Origin of the sequence: Stutzerimonas chloritidismutans (genome assembly GCF_051486945.1) — a bacterium.
In the GTDB taxonomy this organism is placed as follows: domain Bacteria; phylum Pseudomonadota; class Gammaproteobacteria; order Pseudomonadales; family Pseudomonadaceae; genus Stutzerimonas; species Stutzerimonas chloritidismutans_B.
In genome coordinates, this window is the sequence record NZ_JAHVDX010000004.1 from 137975 (window position 1) to 159315 (window position 21341).

Genomic DNA, 21341 nt, shown 5'->3' on the forward strand with positions numbered 1-21341 from the left:
CCCGCCCATTCCTAATTCTTTTTGTACGAGAGGCCCCGCATGTCCCGTTCCGAAATCCTCTTCGCCAGCGCCCAGCAACACATTCCCGGTGGCGTGAATTCCCCGGTCCGCGCCTTCCGCAGCGTCGGCGGTACCCCACTGTTCCTCAAGCACGCCGAAGGCGCCTACGTCACCGACGAGGATGACAAGCGCTACGTCGATTACGTCGGCTCCTGGGGCCCTATGATCCTGGGCCACAGCCATCCAGACGTGCTCGACGCAGTACGCCGCCAGTTGCAGCATGGCCTGTCTTACGGCGCGCCGACGGCGATGGAAACCGAAATGGCCGAGCTGGTCTGCAGCCTTGTGCCGTCGATGCAAATGATGCGCATGGTGAGCTCCGGCACCGAGGCCACCATGAGCGCCATCCGCCTGGCCCGCGGCTATACGGGGCGCGACAGCATCATCAAGTTCGAGGGTTGCTACCACGGCCACTCCGACAGCCTGCTGGTCAAGGCAGGCTCCGGCGCGCTGACGCAGGGTGTGCCAAGCTCCGCCGGCGTACCGGCCGCCTTTGCCAAGCACACCCTGACACTGCCATTCAACGACCTGGCCGCCGTCGAGCAGATGCTCAGCGAAGTCGGCGAGGACGTCGCCTGCATCATTGTCGAGCCCGTGGCCGGCAACATGAACTGCGTACCGCCTGCCCCCGGCTACCTGCAAGGGCTGCGCACACTCTGCGACAAGCACGGTGTGGTGCTCATCTTCGACGAGGTGATGACAGGCTTTCGCGTCGCGCTGGGCGGCGCCCAGGCGTACTACGGCGTGACACCGGACCTGACCACCTTTGGCAAGATCATCGGCGGCGGCATGCCTGTCGGCTGCTTTGGCGGCAAGCGCGCCATCATGGAGCGCATCGCTCCGCTCGGCCCGGTCTACCAGGCCGGCACGCTGTCGGGCAATCCACTGGCCATGGCGGCAGGCCTGACCACCCTCAAGTTGATCAACCGCCCGGGCTTCCACGCCGAGCTGACCGACTACACCACACGTATGCTCGACGGGCTGAAAGCACGTGCTTCGGCGGCAGGCATTCCCTTTGTCACGACACAGGTCGGCGGCATGTTCGGCCTCTACTTCAGCGAAGCCGACGATATCGTCACCTTCGAGGATGTGATGGCCAGCGATGCCGAGCGCTTCAAGCGTTTCTTCCACCTGATGCTGGACGGTGGCGTGTACCTGGCGCCGAGCGCCTTCGAGGCTGGCTTTACCTCAATCGCCCACGGCGACACCGAGCTCGAGCTGACCTTGAACGCGGCCGAACGCGCGTTCGCCGAGTTGAAGAGGGTCTAATGCCTGACCTGTTCCAGGCACTGCTGTTGACGGTATCGGCGGCGGCCAGTGCCGTCGCGCTGGGCCTTGCCCGCCGCGGTCATGCCGAACCCAACCAGCCGGCGCTGTTCGGCGCCCTGCTCGCCCTCACCCTGGCGGCCACAAGCGGGGGCTGTGCCGTAGCGAGGCTGGCGTTCGGGCTGGATACCTTGCATGCCGAACGCTGGTTGTTTCAGGCAACCCTGCTGCTGGGGCTGCCCATGGCAGCCGCGGCCGCAGTTGCGCTCAGCCGCGGCTGGGTCTGGAGCCGTCCGACCTGGGGCCGAGTGGTGATCGGCCTGTGCGTATTCTTCGAACTGGCTCGCCGGCTCGACCGAAGCGATGAGTACGCCGCACTTCTGGCACTGGCCAGCGCACTCCTGGTCGCCTATGCCGGACTGGTGCAATGGCCACATCATCAGAAGACGCTGGCTGGACTGGTTGCCGGCGCATTGATGCTGTTCTCCGCCTCCTGGAACGGCTTGGTGTTCAACAATCCCTTGGCCGATTACCAACGCTTTTGCCTAGCCCTGCTCTGCCCGTTGCTGGCTTGGTTCGTGCCAACGCTGGCCTCCCGGCACCATCAGGGCGACGAAATGCGGCCTACGCATGATTAAGGCTTTGTAAGGCGGCGGCGCCTTATCCATAATGTGACCGTCGGCTCGTTTTCAGCCACTTCCAACCACCGCCCTGATCTTCGAGGCGCCTCGATTCATGATTCGCACCGGTCGCAGCCTCGCTCTCGGCTGCCTGCTGCTACTGACGCCGCTGTCGAGCTTCGCAGGCGGCAACTCGCTGTTGATCCCGGCGACCTCCCGCTGCGCACTGAACATGGCCCCCGAAGACATGGCCGATGCCCTGCGCGCTTGTGAGCAGGCCGCGCGCGCCGGTGATGTCCAGGCCGCCTATGAGCTCGGCGAATATCACTATGATGGCCGCCGCGCACCGCGCGATCTGCCCAAGGCCTTGCACTGGTTCGAACAGGCCTCGCTGCAGGGCCACGCCATGGCGCAGCATCGCCTCGGCATCATGTTCTTTCGCGGCGAAGGCGTCCCGGCCAATAACGTCCAGGCCTATGTGGTTCTGAAGATGTCGGCGGTCAACGGTGAAGAGGAAGCGCTGGATACCGCCGACCGGGTGTCCTCGCAGATGCGCCGCGACGAACTGGAGATTGCCACCCAGGTGCTCGGCCAGATCTTTCGCGACTACCTGATGGACCTGCAAACGGCCGGCGAGAGCAAGCCCTTCTCCCCCTGAGCCGCCGCCCGGACTCTGCGCGGCGCTTTCAACGGGTCCGGCGTGCGCATATAATCGCCGGTCATTTTTTGCACAACGCCGGCCCGTAACATGACCCGCAAGCTCTACATCGAAACCCACGGCTGCCAAATGAACGAGTACGACAGCTCGCGCATGGTGGATCTGCTGGGCGAGCAGCAACCCCTTGAGATCACCGCCAACCCGGCGGAAGCCGATGTAATTCTGCTCAACACCTGCTCGATTCGCGAAAAGGCCCAGGAGAAGGTGTTCTCCCAGCTTGGCCGCTGGCGCGAACTGAAGCAGGAAAACCCGCAGCTTGTCATTGGGGTCGGCGGCTGTGTGGCCAGCCAGGAAGGTGCGGCGATTCGCGACCGGGCGCCCTACGTCGATGTAGTCTTTGGCCCGCAAACGCTGCATCGCCTGCCGGAAATGATCGACGCCGCCCGCACCACCAAAGAGCCGCAGGTCGACATTTCCTTTCCCGAGATCGAGAAATTCGACCGCCTCCCAGAGCCACGTGTCGATGGCCCAACCGCCTTCGTTTCGGTCATGGAAGGCTGCAGCAAATACTGCACGTTCTGCGTGGTGCCCTATACCCGCGGCGAGGAGGTCAGCCGCCCGCTGACCGACGTACTGGCTGAGATCATCCACCTCGCCGAGCACGGCGTGAAGGAAGTGACGCTGCTGGGGCAGAACGTCAACGGCTACCGCTACGACGACCATGACTTCGCGGACCTGCTGCATGCCGTGGCGGAGATCGACGGCATCGAGCGCATCCGTTACACCACCAGCCACCCGCTGGAATTTTCCGACGCCATCATTCAGGCCCATGCGGATATCCCGCAGCTGGTCAAATACCTTCATCTGCCTGTGCAGTCCGGCTCCGACCGCGTCCTGGCGGCGATGAAACGCAACCATACGGCGCTGGAATATAAGTCGCGCATCCGCAAACTGAAGGCCGCCGTGCCGGAAATGCTGATCAGCTCAGACTTCATCGTCGGCTTCCCCGGCGAAACGGAGAAGGACTTCGAGCAGACCATGAAGCTAATCGAGGACGTCGGTTTCGACTTCTCCTATTCCTTCGTCTACAGCGCGCGCCCCGGCACGCCCGCGGCCGACCTCACCGACGACACGCCCGAAGAGGTCAAGAAGCAGCGCCTGGCCATTCTCCAGCAGCGCATCAATCAACAAGGCTTCGAAAACAGCCGACGGATGGTGGGAACGCGCCAGCGCATTCTCGTTACCGACTACTCGAAGAAAGATCCGGGCATGCTTCAGGGCCGCACCGAGCACAACCGGATCGTCAACTTCCGCAGCAGCAATCCACTGCTGATCGGCCAGTTCGTCGAAGTTCATATCGACGACGCCTTGCCGCACTCGCTGCGCGGCACGCTGATCGACTGACGGGCGGCAAGCCGGCGGGTTCGCCTCGCGGTTGCCGCTCATCGGAGCGCCACGCGAGGCGACTAGACGATCTCTATCGGCACTTCCCGACTCCTGGGCGCCGCGCCCAGGGCACGCTGCGTTGGCCGCTGCGGTAGCGATTCGGCCCACGAAGAAGTGCCGCGTACCGCCCGCTCCCGCCGCTGCTTTTTTCTTCATGCGGCGCTATTCTCAGCACATCTTCATGCACAGCAGGTCAATCAAAAGCCCTTGAACACCCCTATAGAACCCCATCGTTTCATCCTTGAACCCTTCGAAGCCGATCGCTTCGCCAATCTCTGCGGCCAGTTCGACGAGCATTTGCGCCTGATCGAACAACGCCTGGAACTGGAAATCCGCAACCGCGGCAACCAGTTCGAACTGGTTGGCCCGAGCGAAGTCGCCAAGGCCGCCGAAAACCTCCTGCGTCGCCTCTACCGCGAAACCAAGAGCACCGAGCTATCGCCTGATCTCGTTCACCTGTTCTTGCAGGAATCGGGCATGGAAGAGCTGGCCAACCCCTCCGCAACGCCGAATATCTCGCTGCGCACGCGCAAGGGCAACATCCGCCCACGTGGGGCCAACCAACAGCGCTACGTGAAGTCGATCCTCGATAACGACATCAACTTCGGCATCGGTCCGGCCGGCACGGGCAAGACCTATCTTGCCGTCGCTTGCGCTGTCGACGCCCTGGAGCGCGAGCAGGTGCGGCGCATCCTGCTGGTCCGCCCGGCGGTCGAGGCGGGCGAAAAGCTCGGTTTCCTGCCCGGTGACCTCGCACAGAAGATCGATCCCTACCTGCGCCCGCTCTATGACGCGCTCTACGAGATGCTCGGCTTCGAGCATGTGGCGCGCCTGATCGAGAAGCAGGTGATCGAAATCGCCCCGCTGGCCTATATGCGTGGGCGCACGCTGAACAACAGCTTCATCATCCTCGACGAAAGCCAGAACACGACGCTCGAGCAGATGAAGATGTTCCTCACCCGGATCGGCTTTGGCTCGACCGCCGTGATCACCGGCGACATCACTCAGGTCGATCTGCCTCGCGGCACCAAGAGCGGCCTGTCCCATGTCATTGAAGTGCTGCGTGATGTCGACGGCATCAGCTTCACGCATTTCAAACCCAAGGACGTGGTGCGCCATCCGCTGGTCCAACGGATCGTCGAGGCGTACGAGCGCTTCGATGAGCACGGCGGTGACCAGAAACGGCGGGACGCGCAGCGCAATGATTGAGCTCGATCTACAACGCGCGACCGCGTCCGACGCACCGGACGAGCAGGCGTTTCGCCGCTGGTGCGAGCTGGCCCTGCGTCAACGCAGCGCCGACTCCGAACTGACCATACGCTTGGTCGACGAAGCGGAAGGCCGCAAGCTGAACCGCGATTACCGCGGCAAGGACTACGCCACCAATGTGCTGTCCTTTCCAGCGGACGTGCCCGATGGCCCGGATGGCGAACCGCTTCTCGACATCCCGCTACTCGGCGATCTGGTGATCTGCGCCGCGGTGGTCGAACGCGAGGCGGCCGAACAAGGCAAGGCACTCGAAGCCCACTGGGCGCATCTGGTGATTCACGGCTGCCTGCACTTGCTGGGCTACGACCATCAGGAAGACGTGGAAGCCGAAGAAATGGAAAGCCTGGAACGTCAACTGCTGGCTGAACTGGGTCATCCCGACCCCTACGCTGGCGAATAGCCCCCGGGGCACTGCAAGGACCTTTGAGTCAAAAGACATGAGCGAAGACCGATCGAGCAACGGGCAGAAGTCGTGGTTTGGAAAGATCACACAGGCTTTTGCCCATGAGCCGAAAACCCGAGAAGAGCTGCTGGACGTCCTGCGCGGCGCGCACCAGAACAAGCTGCTCGACAACGAAGCCCTGGCGATTGTCGAGGGCGCCATCCAGGTCGCCGACCTGCAGGTGCGCGACATCATGGTGCCACGCTCGCAGGTGATGAGCATCCGCGCCGACCAATCGCCAAAGGAGTTCCTGCCCGCGGTCATATCCGCCGCGCACTCCCGCTACCCAGTCGTCGGCGACAGCCTCGACGAAGTGATCGGCGTGCTGCTGGCCAAGGACTTGCTGCCTCTGATCCTGCAGGACGACCAGCACAACTTCGACATCAAGGACCTGCTCCGCCCGGCCACCTTCGTGCCCGAATCCAAGCGTTTGAACGTGCTGCTACGCGAGTTCCGCGCCAACCACAGCCACATGGCCATCGTTATCGACGAGTACGGCGGCGTTGCCGGTTTAGTCACCATCGAGGACGTGCTGGAGCAAATCGTCGGCGATATCGAGGATGAGCACGATATCGAGGAAGACAGCTACATCCGCCCGCTGCCGAGTGGCGATTTTCTGGTCAAGGCGCTCACCCCGATCGATAGTTTCAACGACTACTTCGCCAGCGAATTCCCGGACGAAGAGTTCGATACCGTTGCCGGTTTGGTGATGAACGCCTTCGGGCATTTGCCCAAGCGCAACGAGACTACCGAGATCGACGGGTTCCGCTTCCGCGTGCTGAACGCCGACAGCCGGCGCGTACACATGCTGCGCCTGACTCGTACTGCCGCGGACAGCTGATCGAGGCGGGAGGCTGGGCGGACCTGCTGATGTCACGAAGGCCCGCCGTACCTCCCTTCTCCCCGCCAAACGCCTCCTGCGCTTTTCTCGTTGAAGGAAGCCTATGCATTGGATCACTCGCCCCGGCTGGCCGGGCAACCTGCTGGCAATTGCCGCCGGCGCGCTGACGACCCTGTCGCTGGCACCGTTCGATTATTGGCCGCTGGCGCTGGTCTCGATCGCACTGCTCTACATCGGCCTGCGCGAGGTCACGCCGCGGCAGGCCGCCGCCCGCGGTTGGTGCTACGGCTTTGGCCTCTTCGCGTCCGGGGTGAGCTGGGTCTACGTCAGCATTCATGATTTTGGCGCCGCGCCGCCGCCGCTGGCGGGGCTGCTGACATTAGGCTTCGTTGCCGGCCTGGCGTTGTTCTTCTCCTTGCTCGGCTGGTTCTGGGCGTACACGCTGCGCACACCTGGCGCACCGCTGCGCAACGCCTTGGTGTTCGCTGCCCTATGGCTTGCCATCGATGCCTTGCGCGGCTGGCTACTGACTGGCTTTCCCTGGCTGTACACCGGTTATAGCCAGCTGAACGGTCCCCTGGCCGGGCTCGCTCCGCTGGGAGGCGTATGGCTGCTCAGCTTCGGCCTGGCCTTGACCGCGACGCTGGTGAGCGAGGCGCCGCGCTTGTTCGCGAGCAAGGCGCTGTTAGCCGTTGCCGCGCTTGTTCTGGTGCTGCTCTGGGCCAGCGGGCTTGGGCTGGGCGGCCACGCCTGGACCTCCCCGAAAGGCGCGCCAATCAGCGTCGCGGCAATGCAGGGCAACGTGGCGCAGAGCCTCAAATGGGACCCGAAGCAGTTGGAGATGCAGCTACTGCTCTACCGCGACATGACCTTCCGTAGTCGCCCGGTGGACCTGATCGTCTGGCCCGAGACCGCCATCCCGATTCTCAAGGAGCATGCCGAAGGCTACCTGACGATGATGGGCCGTTTCGCCCTGGACCGGCAGGCAGCGATGATCACCGGCGTGCCGGTGCGCCAGCCCAATGGCGATGGCGAGCTGCGCTATTACAACGGCCTCACCACTGCCGGTGACGCGCACGGCACCTATCTCAAACAGAAGCTGGTGCCGTTCGGTGAATATGTCCCGCTGCAAGAAATGCTGCGCGGGCTGATCGCCTTCTTCGACCTGCCGATGTCCGACTTCGCCCGCGGCGAGCCCGGACAGGCGCTGCTGCAGGCCAAGGGTTACCAAATCGCCCCGTTCATTTGTTACGAGGTGGTCTACCCGGAATTCGCCGCCAGCCTCGCGGCACAGAGCGACTTGCTGCTGACAGTCAGCAACGACGCCTGGTTCGGCCATTCGATTGGCCCACTGCAGCATCTGCAGATGGCGCAGATGCGCGCGCTGGAAGCCGGTCGCTGGATGGTCCGCGCGACTAACAACGGTGTCACGGTGCTGATCGACCCGCAGGGGCAGATCACCGAGCAGATCCCCACATTCAAGGAGGCCGTGCTCTATGGGGAAGTCACGCCCATGCAGGGCCTGACGCCCTATCTGCGGTGGCGCTCCTGGCCATTGACCCTGACGTGCGGCCTGCTGCTCGCCTGGGGAGTACTGCGTCGGCGCAGCGCGGCCTGACCGCGCCGCTTACGGGTAGAACAGCGGATACAGAAGCAAGCCAGCCGCCTCGTTGAGCAGCATGCCGTTCTGCCAGATCGCCTTGCTCTCCGGTAGCCAGCCGCCGAAAGGCCTGCCGTTGGGCACGCCGAGGAAGCCCATGGGCGCAGGAATGACTTGCAGCCCGACCTGTTCGAAGCACCAGCGCGCACGTGGCATATGCGGCGCCGAGGTCACCAGCAGCACCCGCTCCACGCCAGCGGCCTTCAGCATCTCGGCACTCTGTACCGCGTTTTCCCAGGTGGTGCGGCTGCGCTCCTCGAGCCAGCGTGTCTCGGTGGAAAAGTCTCGCTGCAGCGCTTCCGCGGCGAGCAGGGCCTCGCTGGGCGGTTCGCCATAATGCAGCCCACCGCTGGCGAGGATCGGTAAACCGGTAGCCTTGGCCAGCCGCGAAGCGTAGCGCAGCCGCTCGAGCGCGATATGGCTGGGCTGGTCCGAGCCCCAACCCGGGTCAGCCTGCTCCCGCCCGGCCCCCAGCACCACGATGGCCTGCGCCACTTGCCCCGCGCGCTCCCAGTCGTTGCTCGCCAGCGCCGGCTCGGTCTCCAATTGACGCGCCGCCCACTCCACCGTGACAGGCAGGCTCATTAGCCACAGGCCGCCGAACCCCAGCACGAAACAGCAAGCCGCGAGGCGAGGCGCACTACGGCGCAACCACCAGCCGGCCAGCAGCAACAGGAGCAGGCCTCCCGGCGGTAATAGCAGCTGCTTGAACAAGTAGCGAATCGGCATGCGTGGCTCCAACGGACGGGTCGCCACACTTTACCTAGCTCGGCGCGCCGTTGTCGGCTTTGGACGAGAGCCTAGTGCCGTGGGTAGGTATGCAGCCGCTGGCGAGCCCGCAGCAATTGCGAGCCGCACGCGCCGCAAGCGACCGCACCCGGTCCGTCTGGCCAATGCACGTGGGTGCCGCAGAGCGCGCAGGTCATTGCCTGCTGAAGCGCCGGCGGTGTCTGTCTGCAGCGCTTCGCCGAGTGCTGGCGCAAGACGTTGCGTAGCGCGGGGCGCGCCGCCTGCCTGACTATCTGTGCCTGCTCTTCGGCCGCCGCATGCCATCCGGACAGCCATTGGGCATCCTGCTGCAGGTACGCACGGATCAGCTCGAACTCGGCGGGCGTCAATCCGGCCACTTCGAGTTCCGTCGATGCGCCCTCGCTTCGCTCCGCCTCTTCAAGGGCGAGGCTCAGCCGCTGCAATACGCGGCCGTACAGATTGCCTTCGTCCGCCTGGCGCTCTTTGCCCATGATTTCACCTCTCATCTGCCTCGCCCCACTACAAGCGTAGTCCAGACTCCGTGCTCCACGGCGCCCGCGACAAACGGGAGCGGCAAAACGGGTTTCCCTCGATTGCAGGGGGTCATGTATGCTACGGCGCTTCCATGCGTTCGTATCCGCCCCGTCGCGCCGCGCCCTGCCGCCAAGTGCCGGCACGCTGCAGCCGACTGCCGAGCGAACCGCCATCCCCTTCTCTATGCCAGTAGCCATGCACGAACAGTATCAGCCCCGCGAAATCGAAGCCGCCGCGCAGTCCCACTGGGACGCGCAGAAATCCTTTGAAGTAAGCGAGCAAGCAGGCAAGGACACCTTCTACTGCCTGTCGATGTTCCCCTACCCCAGCGGCAAGCTGCACATGGGGCACGTGCGCAACTACACCATCGGCGACGTGATTGCGCGCTACCAGCGCATGCAGGGCAAGAACGTCCTGCAACCGATGGGCTGGGACGCGTTCGGCATGCCGGCAGAGAACGCCGCGATGAAGAACAAAGTCGCGCCAGCCAAGTGGACCTACGAGAACATTGCCTATATGAAGGCCCAGCTCAAGTCGCTGGGCCTGGCGGTCGACTGGACGCGCGAGGTCACAACCTGCAAGCCCGACTACTACCGTTGGGAGCAGTGGCTGTTCACCCGCCTGTACGAAAAGGGCGTGATCTACCGCAAAAACGGTACCGTGAACTGGGATCCGGTCGACCAGACCGTGCTGGCCAACGAGCAGGTTATCGACGGCCGTGGCTGGCGCTCGGGCGCGCTGATCGAGAAGCGCGAAATCCCGATGTACTACTTCAAGATCACGGCCTACGCCGACGAACTGCTGTCGAGCCTGGACGAGCTCGATGGCTGGCCGGAACAAGTCAAGACCATGCAGCGCAACTGGATCGGCAAGTCGCGCGGTATGGAGATCGCTTTCCCCTACGACGCGGCTAGCGTCGGCAGCGACGGCGTGATGAAGGTCTTCACCACGCGCCCTGACACCCTGATGGGCGCCACCTACGTGGCGGTGGCTGCCGAGCACCCGCTGGCCTCCATCGCGCTTGAACGCATGGATGCCGATCAGACAGCCGAACTGCAGGCCTTCATCGACGAGTGCAAGCGCGGCGGCGTGGCCGAAGCCGACATCGCCACCCAGGAGAAGAAAGGCCTGGCCACTCCCCTGCGCGTGCAACACCCGCTGACTGGCGAGCTGCTGCCGGTGTGGGTCGCCAACTATGTGCTGATGAATTACGGCGAAGGTGCGGTCATGGCCGTGCCGGCGCATGACGAGCGCGACTTCGCCTTCGCCACCAAGTACGACCTGCCGATCAAGCCGGTGGTACGCACCAGCGCAGGCGATGAGACGCCCGCACCCTGGCAGGACGCCTACGGCGAGCACGGACAGCTGATCAACTCGGGCGACTTCGATGGCCTGGACTTCGAAGGCGCTTTCGACGCTATTGAAGTGGCGCTCCAGAAGAAGGGCCTGGGCCAGTCGCGCACCCAGTTCCGTCTGCGCGACTGGGGCATCAGCCGCCAGCGTTACTGGGGCTGCCCGATCCCGATCATTCATTGCGACAGTTGTGGCGACGTGCCGGTCCCGGAAGACCAACTGCCGGTCGTGCTGCCGGAAGACGTGGTGCCGGACGGCGCTGGAAGTCCGCTGGCGAAGATGCCCGAGTTCTACGAATGCAGCTGCCCGAAGTGCGGCGCGCCGGCCAAGCGCGAAACCGACACCATGGACACCTTCGTCGAGTCGTCCTGGTACTTCGCCCGCTATGCCAGCCCGCATTACGAAGGCGGCATGGTCGACCCGCAGGCCGCCAATCACTGGCTGCCGGTGGACCAGTACATCGGCGGTATCGAACACGCCATCCTGCACCTGCTCTACGCCCGCTTCTTCCACAAGCTGATGCGCGACGAAGGGCTGGTCAACTCCAACGAGCCGTTCAAGAACCTCTTGACCCAGGGCATGGTGGTTGCCGAAACCTACTACCGCACCCTCGAGAACGGTGGCAAGGACTGGTTCAACCCGGCCGATGTCGAGGTCGAGCGTGACGCCAAGGCTAAAGTCATCGGCGCCAGGCTCAAAACCGACGGCTTGCCGGTGGAGATTGGCGGCACCGAGAAGATGTCCAAGTCGAAGAACAACGGCGTCGACCCTCAGGCAATGATCGATGCCTACGGCGCCGACACCTGCCGCCTGTTCATGATGTTCGCCTCGCCGCCAGACATGAGCCTGGAGTGGTCCGACTCCGGCGTTGAGGGAGCCAGCCGCTTCCTGCGCCGCGTCTGGCGCCTGGCTCATGCACATGTCGGCGCCGGCCTGCCGGGTACGCTGGACATCGCTTCGCTGAATGACGAACAGAAGGCCGTGCGCCGCGCCATTCACCTGGCGATCAAGCAGGCCAGCACCGACGTAGGCCAGCATCACAAGTTCAATACCGCCATCGCTCAGGTGATGACCTTGATGAACGTGTTGGAAAAGGCCCCCACCGAGACCGCACAGGACCGCGCCCTGCTGCAGGAAGGTCTGGAAGCCGTGGCGCTGCTGCTCGCCCCCATCACGCCGCATATCTGCCATGCCCTCTGGGAACAGCTGGGCAAGCCGGGCGCGATCATCGACGCCGCTTGGCCCGCAGTCGACGAGTCCGCCCTTGTGCAGGACAGCCTGACGCTCGTCGTGCAGGTCAACGGCAAGCTGCGCGGCCAGATCGAAGTGCCGGCCAGCGCCAGCCGCGAAGAAGTCGAGGCGACGGCGCGTGGCAATGAAAACGTGCTGCGCTTTACCGAGGGCCTGACCATTCGCAAGGTCATCGTGGTGCCGGGCAAGCTGGTCAACATCGTCGCAAACTGATTCGCCACGGCGCGGTGCGCCGGGCTGGCAAGGGGGATAACAAGATGATCAAACGTAATCTGCTGGTGGCCGGCCTGGCCATGTTGCTCAGTGCCTGCGGTTTCCAGCTGCGCGGCACCGGTGAAACCAGCTTCGCCCTACAGGAGTTGAATCTGCAGGCCCGCGACAGTTACGGCGAAACAGCCGGACAGCTCGAAGGTTTGCTGGAACAGAGTGGTGTTCGCGTCCATCCCGGCGCCCGCTACACCCTGGACCTGACCCGCGAGCAGAACCTGCAGCGCACCGCGAGTTACACCACCGCCGCACGCACCGCCGAATACGAGCTCAGCACCATTCTGGACTATGCACTTGAAGGGCCGCAGAACACCGTCCTGCTCGAAGACCGCGTCGAAGTCCAGCGTGTCTACGTACACGACAGCAGCAACCTGATCAGCTCCGACCAGGAAGCCGCTCAGCTACGTCAGGAGATGCGCCGCGAGGTACTTCAACAGCTTGCCATGCGCCTTGGCCGTATTACCCCGGCGCAGCTCGACCAGCTACAGGAAACCGCTGAGGCCAAGCGCCGCGCAGAAGCCGAGGCGATCGAAGCGCAGATTCGCGAACAGGCGGCGCAGCCTCAGCAATCGCCCATCGAATTGCCGATCCAGTGACATCAGGGAGCCGCCTACAGGCGGCTCCCCCAGCCCCATGAAATTATCCCCCGCCCAGCTCACCAAGCATCTGCAAGGCCCGCTCTCACCGGTCTACGTCGTCAGTGGCGACGAGCACCTCCTGTGCCAGGAAGCCAGCGACGCCATTCGCCAGGCCTGCCGGGCGCTGGGCTTTAGCGAACGCCAGGTGCTGAACGTCGAGACCGGTTTCGACTGGGGCCAGCTCATCGAGGCAGGCGCCAGCCTGTCCCTGTTCGCTGACAAGCGCCTGATCGAGCTGCGCATCCCCAACGGCAAACCCGGCGACAAAGGTGCAGCGGCGTTGATCGAATACCTCGGGCGGCCTGCCGAGGACACGGTGTTGCTGGTCAGCCTGCCCAAGCTCGACGGCAGCACTCAGAAAACCAAATGGGCTAAAGCGCTGATCGATGGAAAGGACAGCCAGTTCATCCAGATCTGGCCGGTCGATGCGGTGCAACTGCCACAGTGGATTCGTCAGCGCCTGGCACAGGCCGGCCTCGCGGCGGACCAAGAGGCCGTCGAGCTGATCGCCGCACGCGTCGAGGGCAACCTGCTAGCAGCCGCGCAGGAAATCGAAAAGCTCAAGCTGCTCGCCGAGGGCGGACAGGTCACGCTCGATACCGTTCAGGCAGCGGTTGCGGACAGCGCACGATATGACGTGTTCGGCCTGATCGATGCCGCCCTGCTGGGTCAACCCGAGCATGTTCTGCGCATGCTTACGGGGCTTCGGGCGGAAGGTGTCGAGGCGCCTGTCATCCTCTGGGCTGTGGCTCGGGAAATACGCCAGCTCGCCAACATCGCACAGCAGTATGGCCAGGGCGTGCCACTGGACCGGGCGTTCAGCCAGGCACGCCCACCCGTGTGGGACAAGCGCAAGCCGATCGTGGGCAAGGCCCTGCAGCGCCACGACACTGCCGGCTGGCAGTGTCTTCTGGGCGAGGCCCAGCAGATCGATGCCCAAATCAAAGGGCAGGCAGAGGGCGACGCCTGGGTCGGCCTGGCTCAGGTCTGTCTGCAATTGAGCGGCAAGCGGATCGCGCTCTAGCCTGCCAGCTCACTACGATTGGACATTTTCTGCACAACGCCTATGATGCGCTCGCCCATCGCCGGGCATACGCCGGAGATATCCATGAACAAAAATCGCAAACGGCCCAACAAAGCCAAGGCGCTGATCGCGCAACCGCTGTTCCGCAATCGCCCGGAACGGCCCGCCAAAGGCAAAGGTAGCTACCGCCGCGAAGCCTCCCAGTCTGACAACTGGGAGGCTTCGGTCCTTCTGGCAGCCTGAAAAGCCAACTGGCGCAAAGCGTGATAAGGTCACCTGCCGACGTCCTGCCGAGTGTGGTGCATGCTTTACACCTTCGTTCCCGTCCTGCTTCTGCGCACACTGGTGGTTGGCTCCGCGCTGAGCATCGTCGTCGCTTGTGCAGCCGAGCCCCCCGCGACTGATACCCTCGCACCTCGCGAACCGGTAACGAGCCCGTCCCCGCAGAACGCGCCTGCCCCGCAGGCCGAAGCACAACCGCAGCCTCAACCGCCGCAGACCTTCGAACAATGGCGCGAGGCGTTCCGCGCCGAAGCGTTGCAAGCCGGCATCACTCCCACTCTGTTCGACAGAGCATTCGCGGGCGTCACACCCGACCCAAGCATCATCGCAGCCGACCGCAGCCAGCCGGAGTTCAATCGCCCCGTCTGGCAATACCTCGACGGCGCCCTATCGGACCAGCGCGTGCGCGGCGGCAAGCGGCTGTTACGCGAGCATGCCGACACGCTTGATGGCATCGAGGCGCGTTATGGCGTTGACCGCACCGCGCTTGTCGCCATCTGGGGGCTGGAGAGCAGCTTCGGCCAAATTCAGGGTGACAAATCGGTAATCCGCTCCCTGGCGACGCTGGCCCACGAAGGACGCCGTCCCGGCTTTGCCAAGAGCCAGTTGCTCGCAGCACTCGATATCCTCGCCCACGGTGATGTGCCACCCGAGCAATTGCGTGGCTCCTGGGCTGGCGCAATGGGGCAGACCCAGTTCATCCCCACGACCTACAACACCCACGCGGTGGACTTCGATGGTGATGGCCACCGCGACATTTGGAACAGCCCGGCCGACGCCCTGGCTTCCGCTGCACACTACCTCCAGGCCTCTGGCTGGCGCGCAGGCGAACCATGGGGTTTCGAGGTGCGGCTGCCTACGGATTTCGACTACGCCTTGGCCGACCCGCTGATCCGTAAACCGCTGGCCGAGTGGCGCCGCCTCGGCCTAGAAAACCTACCCCAGGGCCGCGATGACGCCATGGCGAGCCTCCTGCTGCCTGCCGGCTATCGTGGCCCCGCCTTCCTGTTACTCGACAACTTCCGCGCCATCCTGCGTTACAACAACTCGTCGTCCTATGCCTTGGCGATCGGCCTGCTCTCGGAACGATTCGAAGGCGGCGGCATGGTCAGGGGCGACTGGCCTCGGTCGGAGCTGCCACTCAGCCGCTCGGAACGCGTGGAACTACAGGAGCGCTTGCAGGAACGAGGGTTCGATCCCGGCGTCGCCGACGGCATCATCGGTGCCAACACCCGCAACGCGATTCGAGGCTTCCAGCAGCAGCTTGGCTGGCCTGCAGATGGCCACCCTACCCAGGAGCTCCTTGGTCGCCTGCGCGCAGCGCACTAGCGCGCAGGGCTCAAACGATCCAGCCACGCCCCGGGCCAACCCGCCGCTTGGTCGCGGGAAAGCAAGCTGCCGTAGCACGCATTAGCCCGCGTGATCGCCGGCGCGCAGTTCGCCAACCCGCAGCACACCTCGCTGTTAGGACTGAACGGTCAGCGCCTGTGATAAACTGCGCGGCGGTCAAACGCCGCCTCGTCCACGGAGCCTCTAGCGGAGCCCATGAAGCCGATGTCCGATATATCCCAGCCCAAGCCCGTTGCCAGCGGCGAAAAATTCCGCACCACCCAAGGCATCACCGCGATCAAGGATGGGCAGAAGCGCCGTGCCTCGAGCGAACCCCAGGTATTCGAACCCAAGCCCAAGTGGCTACGGGTCAAGGCACCCAGCGGCAGCCGCTTCGAAGCCGTCAAGCGCAACGTCGGTGAGCACCGCCTGAGCACCGTTTGCCAGGAGTCGCATTGCCCGAACATGGGCGAATGCTGGTCCAACGGCACAGCCACCATCATGTTGATGGGCTCGGTGTGCACCCGCGCATGCCGCTTCTGTGCAGTGGATACGGGCAATCCCAATGGCTGGCTGGATCTGGAGGAGCCGCAGAACACCGCCAAATCTGTGGAACTGATGGCACTGCGCTACATCGTGCTGACCTCAGTGGATCGTGACGATCTCGACGACGGCGGCGCGAGCCACTACGCAGCCTGCGTACGCGCCATTAAGGAAAACACCCCGCAGGTGGTGGTCGAGGCGCTTACACCGGATTTCGACGGGGATCACCTGGCGATCGAACGGGTGGTGGATTCTGGCCTCGAGGTGTTCGCGCAGAATGTCGAGACGGTCAAGCGCCTGACCCACGTGGTGCGTGACCCACGTGCCGGCTACGAGAAGACGCTCAAGGTGCTCGCGCACGCCAAGCAACACCGCCCGGCGGTTCTCACCAAGACCAGCTTGATGCTCGGCCTCGGCGAAACCGATGAGGAAATTCTGGAAACCATGGACGATTTGCGCGCGATCGGTGTGGACATCCTCACCCTTGGTCAGTACCTGCAGCCGACGCGCAACCACCTGCCGGTCAAGCGCTGGGTCAGCCCAGAAGAGTTCAACCGTTTCCGTGACATCGGCTTGGAGAAGGGCTTCATGGAAGTCGCCGCCGGTCCACTGGTGCGCTCCAGCTACCGCGCCGACCGGGTGTTCGAAAAGAACAACCTGGGCCTGGCCGCACCCGTGCCGGTTCCGGGCCAGGCGTTCGACAGCAGCCTGATTCCGGCCGTCAATCTGAACTGATCGCGCTGAAAAATCACCTGCCCGGGCTTCGCATAAGGGCAGGTGCTTCACACACCCGCCGCAGGCCACACGCGATAGCCTCCACTCAGCCAGCTAACGCGCCCGCCAGTGTCTCCTGCCCCGCGTAGCCGAGCTGCTTAACCAACTGATCACTCAAACGAGCGTTGACCTCGGAGAGCGCTACGGGCCCAGTGACCAGATCAGCCATTTGGGTCATGGGCAAGCCGGCATACCCGCATGGATTGATCCGCTTGAACGGCCCGAGATCCATATCGACGTTAAGGGCCAAGCCGTGGAATGAACGCCCATTACGGATGCGCAGGCCAAGCGAGGCAATCTTGGCGCCGTTCACATAGACGCCCGGCGCATCAGGTCTAGCGGATGCCTCGACACCATAGCCGGCGAGCAGATCGATAAGGCTGTACTCGATCCGGCTGACCAGCTCACGGACACCGATGCCAAGACGCCTGACGTCCAGTAGCAGATAGCACACCAGTTGACCAGGCCCATGGTAGGTCACCTGCCCACCCCGGTCCGCCTGCACCACGGGGATATCGCCCGGCACCAGCAAGTGCTCGGCCTTTCCGGCCTGGCCCTGGGTGAACACCGGCGGGTGCTGAAGCAGCCACGCCTCGTCCTGGGTGTCCGGGCCGCGCTCGTTGGTGAAGCGCTGCATGGCATGCCAAGCGGGCTCATAATCGACCAGCCCCAGCGCCCGCACACCGAGCAGACTGCCGTTCAGCATGGCCTGCAATCCAGGCGACACAACGACTCAGGGAGCATCAAAGCACCATGTGCACACGGCCGGTTGCACGCAAGTCGACATGAATCGCCTGGAGCTGCTCGACACCTGTCGCCGTAATCAACACCTGCAGGGAGAGGAACCGTCCGTTGCGGCTGTCACGGGTGACCAGCGTAGTTTCATCGAAACCAGGCGCATGGCGCCGGATCACCTCGATCACGGCCTCGCGGAAGCCCTCGCCAGCATCGCCGATCACCTTGATCGGGTAACGCTCGCAGGGAAATTCGATCTTTGAGGCTTGTACATCGTCGTTGCTATCGGTCATGGCAGTAGCGGACTCATGATCCGCGGGCGCGCCCGGCATATCAGGCGCGCGCAGCGAGCTATCAATTGAAGAGGTTGAAGAAAAACAGCCGGATGCTATCCCAGATGCGGCTGAACAGCCCACCTTCCTCGATAGTCTGCAGCGCGATCAAGTCGCTGCTCTGCACGACCTGCCCATCCAGGTTCACCTCGACCTTGCCGACCACATCGCCCTGCTGAATCGGCGCGGTGAGTTCGGGGGTGAAGGTCATGGTTGCCTGCAGCTTGTCCAACTGGCCGCGTGGCAGCGTCATGGTCAGGTCATTGGCCAGGCCAGCGCTGAGCTGATCCTGTTCGCCCTTCCAGACGCGCGCCTGGGCCAGCTCGGTGCCTTGCTTGTAGAAGGTGCGTGTCTCGAAGAAGCGGAAGCCGTAGGTCAGGAGCTTCTGAGTCTCGGCCGCGCGAGCCTGTTCGCTATTGGTACCGAATACGACGGAAATCAAGCGCATGCCATCGCGAACGGCAGAGGCGACCAGGCAATAGCCGGCTTCCTCGGTGTGACCGGTCTTGAGGCCATCGACGGTCTTGTCGCGCCACAGCAGCAGATTGCGGTTGGGCTGCTTGATGTTGTTCCAGAAGAACTCCTTCTGCGCGTAGATGCCATAGTGCGCAGGGTCTTCATAGATGATCGCGCGAGCCAGCTTGGCCATGTCGCTGGCCGAGGAATAGTGCTCCGGGTGCGGCAGGCCGGTGGCGTTCATGAAATGGGTATTGGTCATGCCCAGGCGCTGGGCCGTGCTGTTCATCAGGTCGGCAAAGGCGTCTTCGCTGCCCGCGATGTGCTCGGCGATCGCCACGCTGGCATCGTTACCCGACTGGATGATGATGCCGTGCAGCAGATCGTCCACCGACACCTGCGTGTTGACCTGGATGAACATCCTGGACCCACCGGTGCGCCAGGCCCTCTCGCTGACAGTGACCATGTCGCTCTCGGAGATCTGCCCCTTGCGAATCTCCAGGGTGGCGATATACGCCGTCATGAGTTTGGTCAGGCTGGCGGGCGGCAGGCGCTCGTCACCGCCGCTCTCGACCAGGACCTTGCCGCTGGCGGCATCCATCAAAACATAGGACTTGGCCGCCAGCTGCGGTGCGGACGGAATGATCGTCTCGGCCCAGGCAGCCGGCACGACGGCCAGCAGGGTAACGAGAAACAGGCGGTGCACGAAGGTGGTGATAGTCATTGTGCTCTCGGTGAATGAATGGGCGTTACGGATACGTGGCTGGCTGAATCAGCGTCCTGCCGAGGGGCTAGTCGCCCCGCACCCGCCGTGGCTGTCCTAGATTAGCGAGGCGCACGCTCTGCTCGAGCTGAGCCGCCTCGTCCGGCGAACTGATGGGCCCCAACCGGACCCGATGCAGAATTTGCTCCTGATGCACCACGGAACTGACGAAAACGGGCGCCTGCGTGATGTTGCTGAGCTTGTCACGTAGCAGTTGCGCAGCATCCGGGTTGGCGAACGCGCCGACCTGCAGGAACAACCCGTCATTGCTGCTCGGCGTATCGCTGCGATCGACCTCGACCGGAAGCGTCGCCCCCGCGTGCTGGGCGGGCGGCGGTGTGTATTGCTCGACCGGCTGAGCGAGGCTGGCGGTACGCAAGGTCTCGCTACGCTTCGGCTGGGCCAGCACCGCCGGCGCAGAGCCGCCGCGCTCAGCCCACCATTGTTGCGGGTCGATACCCTCGACCTTGACGCGTGCGGTTCCGGTTTCGGCGTAGCCGAGCTTTTTCGCTGCGGCAAACGACAGGTCGATGATCCGATCCGAGTAGAACGGCCCCCGATCATTCACACGCAAGATGACTGAGCGATTGTTGTCGAGGTTGGTGACACGTACGTACGACGGCAGCGGCAACGTCTTGTGCGCTGCGCTCATGCCGTACAGGTCGTATTTCTCACCATTGGCGGTCGGCTGGCCGTGGAACTTGGTGCCATACCAGGAGGCGGTGCCGGTGGCCTTGTAGTTGCGGCTGTCGTTGATCGGGTAGTAAGTCTTGCCGAGCACCGTGTAGGGGTTGGCCTTGAACGGGCCGTTATGGGGCGTTGGGGTAGCGTCTGGAATGCGCGACACGTCGACGTCCCACCAGGGTGCGCCGTCCTTGTGCGGCCGCACATAGTCACCCGGACCGCTGGTGTCGCTCGGTTGGGAAGTCGAGCCATGTCGCGACGGCGATGGCGACGACGAGCAACCGGCGATCACCAGCGCGACGCTGCCTGCCAGGAGAAGGCGGAGCGTATTCATCACTGCTCCCCTCGCGCCGCAGCGAGCTGCCCGGCCAGTTGGTGCACGGCCATGGCGTACATGATGCTGCGGTTGTATCGGGTGATCACGTAGAAATTGGGCAGGCCGATCCAATATTCGTCGCCCTCGGCACCATCGAGGCGAAACGCCGTGACCAGGGTTTCGTCGGGGATCTGCACGTCAGTCTGCCATCCTAGTTCGCGCAGCTGGGCGGCGGTCAGCACCGGCTCGAGACCTTCAGTCAGACCCTCCGCATGCCGATCGCCCTCAGGGCGGGCACGCGCCACGACAGGCGCGTCGGGCAACCAGCCGTGCTGCTTGAAGTAATTCGCCGCGCTGCCGATGGCGTCGACAGGGTTTTTCCAGATGTCGATGTGGCCGTCGGCATCGAAATCCACGGCATAGGCGCGAAAGCTGCTGGGCATGAATTGAGGCAGCCCCATGGCTCCGGCGTAGGAACCGGTGAGGGTGAGCGGGTCGACCTGTTCCTCACGGGCCAACAGCAGGAATTCCTTGAGCTGCTGGCGGAAGAATGGCTGGCGCGGCGGGTAGTCGAAACCCAGGGTGGCGAGCGCATCGATCACGCGATGCCCACCGGTATTACGCCCGTAAAAGGTCTCGACGCCGATGATGGCGACGACGATCTCTGCCGGCACGCCGTATTCGGCCTCGGCCCGCGTCAGTGCCGCCTCGTTCTCGCGCCAGAAGTCGACACCCTGGGCAACGCGTGCTTCGGTCAGGAAGATCGGCCGATACTCTTTCCACGGCTTGACCCGCTCCGCCGGACGCGAGATGGCGTCGAGAATGCCCTGCTTGCGCTCGGCCTGGGCAAGCAGGTCGGCCAGCTGTTCGCTGGCGAATCCGTAGTCACGGGTCATCTCGTCGACGAACTCGGCGACCTTTTCACCTTCGTAGTCGCCTGCCTGGGCAACCTGCATGCTGGCGACGAAACCGACCAGCCCTACACCGAGAAGGATGTTCGCCAACCTGCCACGCCGTAATGGAATCAAGAATTTCACCTAGGTCTATT

21 protein-coding genes are annotated in these 21341 nt (G+C 63.8%); 14 read left to right on the forward strand and 7 right to left on the reverse strand.

Annotated features, from left to right (window positions below):
• Positions 1-39 precede the first annotated feature (39 nt).
• The 8 genes from hemL (at position 40) to lnt (ending at position 8220) form a co-directional block, all read left to right on the forward strand.
• Positions 40-1329, forward strand: a complete 1290-nt coding sequence (gene hemL, locus KXR72_RS16125; protein ID WP_437422112.1) for a glutamate-1-semialdehyde 2,1-aminomutase — start codon at positions 40-42, stop codon at positions 1327-1329.
• Positions 1329-1964 (forward strand): hypothetical protein, encoded by a 636-nt coding sequence (locus tag KXR72_RS16130; protein WP_437422113.1) that lies wholly within the window; start codon positions 1329-1331, stop codon positions 1962-1964. Before hemL ends, KXR72_RS16130 begins: the two co-directional genes overlap by 1 nt.
• 97 nt (positions 1965-2061) lie before the next feature.
• Positions 2062-2604 (forward strand): tetratricopeptide repeat protein, encoded by a 543-nt coding sequence (locus KXR72_RS16135; protein ID WP_437422114.1) that lies wholly within the window; start codon positions 2062-2064, stop codon positions 2602-2604.
• Between the two features lie 90 nt (positions 2605-2694).
• Positions 2695-4008, forward strand: coding sequence for a tRNA (N6-isopentenyl adenosine(37)-C2)-methylthiotransferase MiaB (gene miaB / locus KXR72_RS16140; RefSeq protein WP_437422115.1), 1314 nt, complete (start codon positions 2695-2697; stop codon positions 4006-4008).
• 249 nt (positions 4009-4257) lie between these two features.
• On the forward strand, positions 4258-5259 hold the full coding sequence (locus tag KXR72_RS16145; protein ID WP_437422116.1) for a PhoH family protein: 1002 nt from the start codon (positions 4258-4260) through the stop codon (positions 5257-5259).
• Positions 5252-5719 (forward strand): rRNA maturation RNase YbeY, encoded by a 468-nt coding sequence (ybeY, locus tag KXR72_RS16150; RefSeq protein WP_437422117.1) that lies wholly within the window; start codon positions 5252-5254, stop codon positions 5717-5719. The genes KXR72_RS16145 and ybeY overlap by 8 nt, the downstream gene beginning before the upstream one ends.
• 37 nt (positions 5720-5756) lie before the next feature.
• On the forward strand, positions 5757-6602 hold the full coding sequence (locus tag KXR72_RS16155; protein WP_437422118.1) for an HlyC/CorC family transporter: 846 nt from the start codon (positions 5757-5759) through the stop codon (positions 6600-6602).
• Between the two features lie 103 nt (positions 6603-6705).
• Positions 6706-8220: an apolipoprotein N-acyltransferase gene (gene lnt, locus KXR72_RS16160; RefSeq protein WP_437422119.1), complete on the forward strand. Its 1515-nt coding sequence runs from the start codon at positions 6706-6708 to the stop codon at positions 8218-8220.
• Positions 8221-8229: 9 nt separating this feature from the next.
• Here lnt and KXR72_RS16165 read toward each other — a convergent pair whose 3' ends face one another.
• On the reverse strand, positions 8230-8991 hold the full coding sequence (locus KXR72_RS16165) for a YdcF family protein (protein WP_437422120.1): 762 nt from the start codon (positions 8989-8991) through the stop codon (positions 8230-8232).
• 71 nt (positions 8992-9062) lie between these two features.
• Positions 9063-9503 (reverse strand): hypothetical protein, encoded by a 441-nt coding sequence (locus KXR72_RS16170; RefSeq protein WP_437422503.1) that lies wholly within the window; start codon positions 9501-9503, stop codon positions 9063-9065.
• Positions 9504-9741: 238 nt separating this feature from the next.
• Between KXR72_RS16170 and leuS the strand changes: the two genes are divergently transcribed.
• The 6 genes from leuS (at position 9742) to lipA (ending at position 16968) form a co-directional block, all read left to right on the forward strand.
• Positions 9742-12363: a leucine--tRNA ligase gene (gene leuS / locus KXR72_RS16175; protein ID WP_437422504.1), complete on the forward strand. Its 2622-nt coding sequence runs from the start codon at positions 9742-9744 to the stop codon at positions 12361-12363.
• A 44-nt stretch (positions 12364-12407) separates the two neighbouring features.
• Positions 12408-13013, forward strand: a complete 606-nt coding sequence (gene lptE, locus KXR72_RS16180; RefSeq protein ID WP_437422121.1) for an LPS assembly lipoprotein LptE — start codon at positions 12408-12410, stop codon at positions 13011-13013.
• A 37-nt stretch (positions 13014-13050) separates the two neighbouring features.
• Positions 13051-14079: a DNA polymerase III subunit delta gene (gene holA / locus KXR72_RS16185; RefSeq protein WP_437422122.1), complete on the forward strand. Its 1029-nt coding sequence runs from the start codon at positions 13051-13053 to the stop codon at positions 14077-14079.
• 84 nt (positions 14080-14163) lie between these two features.
• Complete coding sequence (arfA, locus tag KXR72_RS16190) at positions 14164-14322, forward strand: alternative ribosome rescue factor ArfA (RefSeq protein ID WP_437422505.1); 159 nt, start codon at positions 14164-14166, stop codon at positions 14320-14322.
• A gap of 60 nt (positions 14323-14382) precedes the next feature.
• Complete coding sequence (locus KXR72_RS16195) at positions 14383-15690, forward strand: lytic murein transglycosylase (protein WP_437422123.1); 1308 nt, start codon at positions 14383-14385, stop codon at positions 15688-15690.
• A 225-nt stretch (positions 15691-15915) separates the two neighbouring features.
• Positions 15916-16968, forward strand: a complete 1053-nt coding sequence (gene lipA / locus KXR72_RS16200; RefSeq protein WP_437422124.1) for a lipoyl synthase — start codon at positions 15916-15918, stop codon at positions 16966-16968.
• Positions 16969-17053: 85 nt separating this feature from the next.
• On the opposite strand, the gene lipB is transcribed toward lipA, so the two are convergent.
• The 5 genes from lipB to mltB all read right to left on the reverse strand — a co-directional run bounded on the left by lipB (position 17054) and on the right by mltB (position 21288).
• Positions 17054-17713, reverse strand: a complete 660-nt coding sequence (gene lipB, locus KXR72_RS16205; protein ID WP_437422125.1) for a lipoyl(octanoyl) transferase LipB — start codon at positions 17711-17713, stop codon at positions 17054-17056.
• Positions 17714-17750: 37 nt separating this feature from the next.
• Complete coding sequence (locus KXR72_RS16210; RefSeq protein ID WP_437422126.1) at positions 17751-18035, reverse strand: DUF493 domain-containing protein; 285 nt, start codon at positions 18033-18035, stop codon at positions 17751-17753.
• Between the two features lie 61 nt (positions 18036-18096).
• On the reverse strand, positions 18097-19254 hold the full coding sequence (locus tag KXR72_RS16215) for a D-alanyl-D-alanine carboxypeptidase family protein (RefSeq protein WP_437422127.1): 1158 nt from the start codon (positions 19252-19254) through the stop codon (positions 18097-18099).
• A gap of 67 nt (positions 19255-19321) precedes the next feature.
• Entirely contained in the window at positions 19322-20311 is a 990-nt protein-coding gene (locus KXR72_RS16220; protein ID WP_437422128.1) for a septal ring lytic transglycosylase RlpA family protein, read from the reverse strand.
• A complete protein-coding gene (gene mltB / locus KXR72_RS16225) occupies positions 20311-21288 on the reverse strand; it encodes a lytic murein transglycosylase B (RefSeq protein ID WP_437422506.1) in 978 nt (325 codons plus the stop codon). The genes KXR72_RS16220 and mltB overlap by 1 nt, the downstream gene beginning before the upstream one ends.
• Positions 21289-21341: the final 53 nt, after the last annotated feature.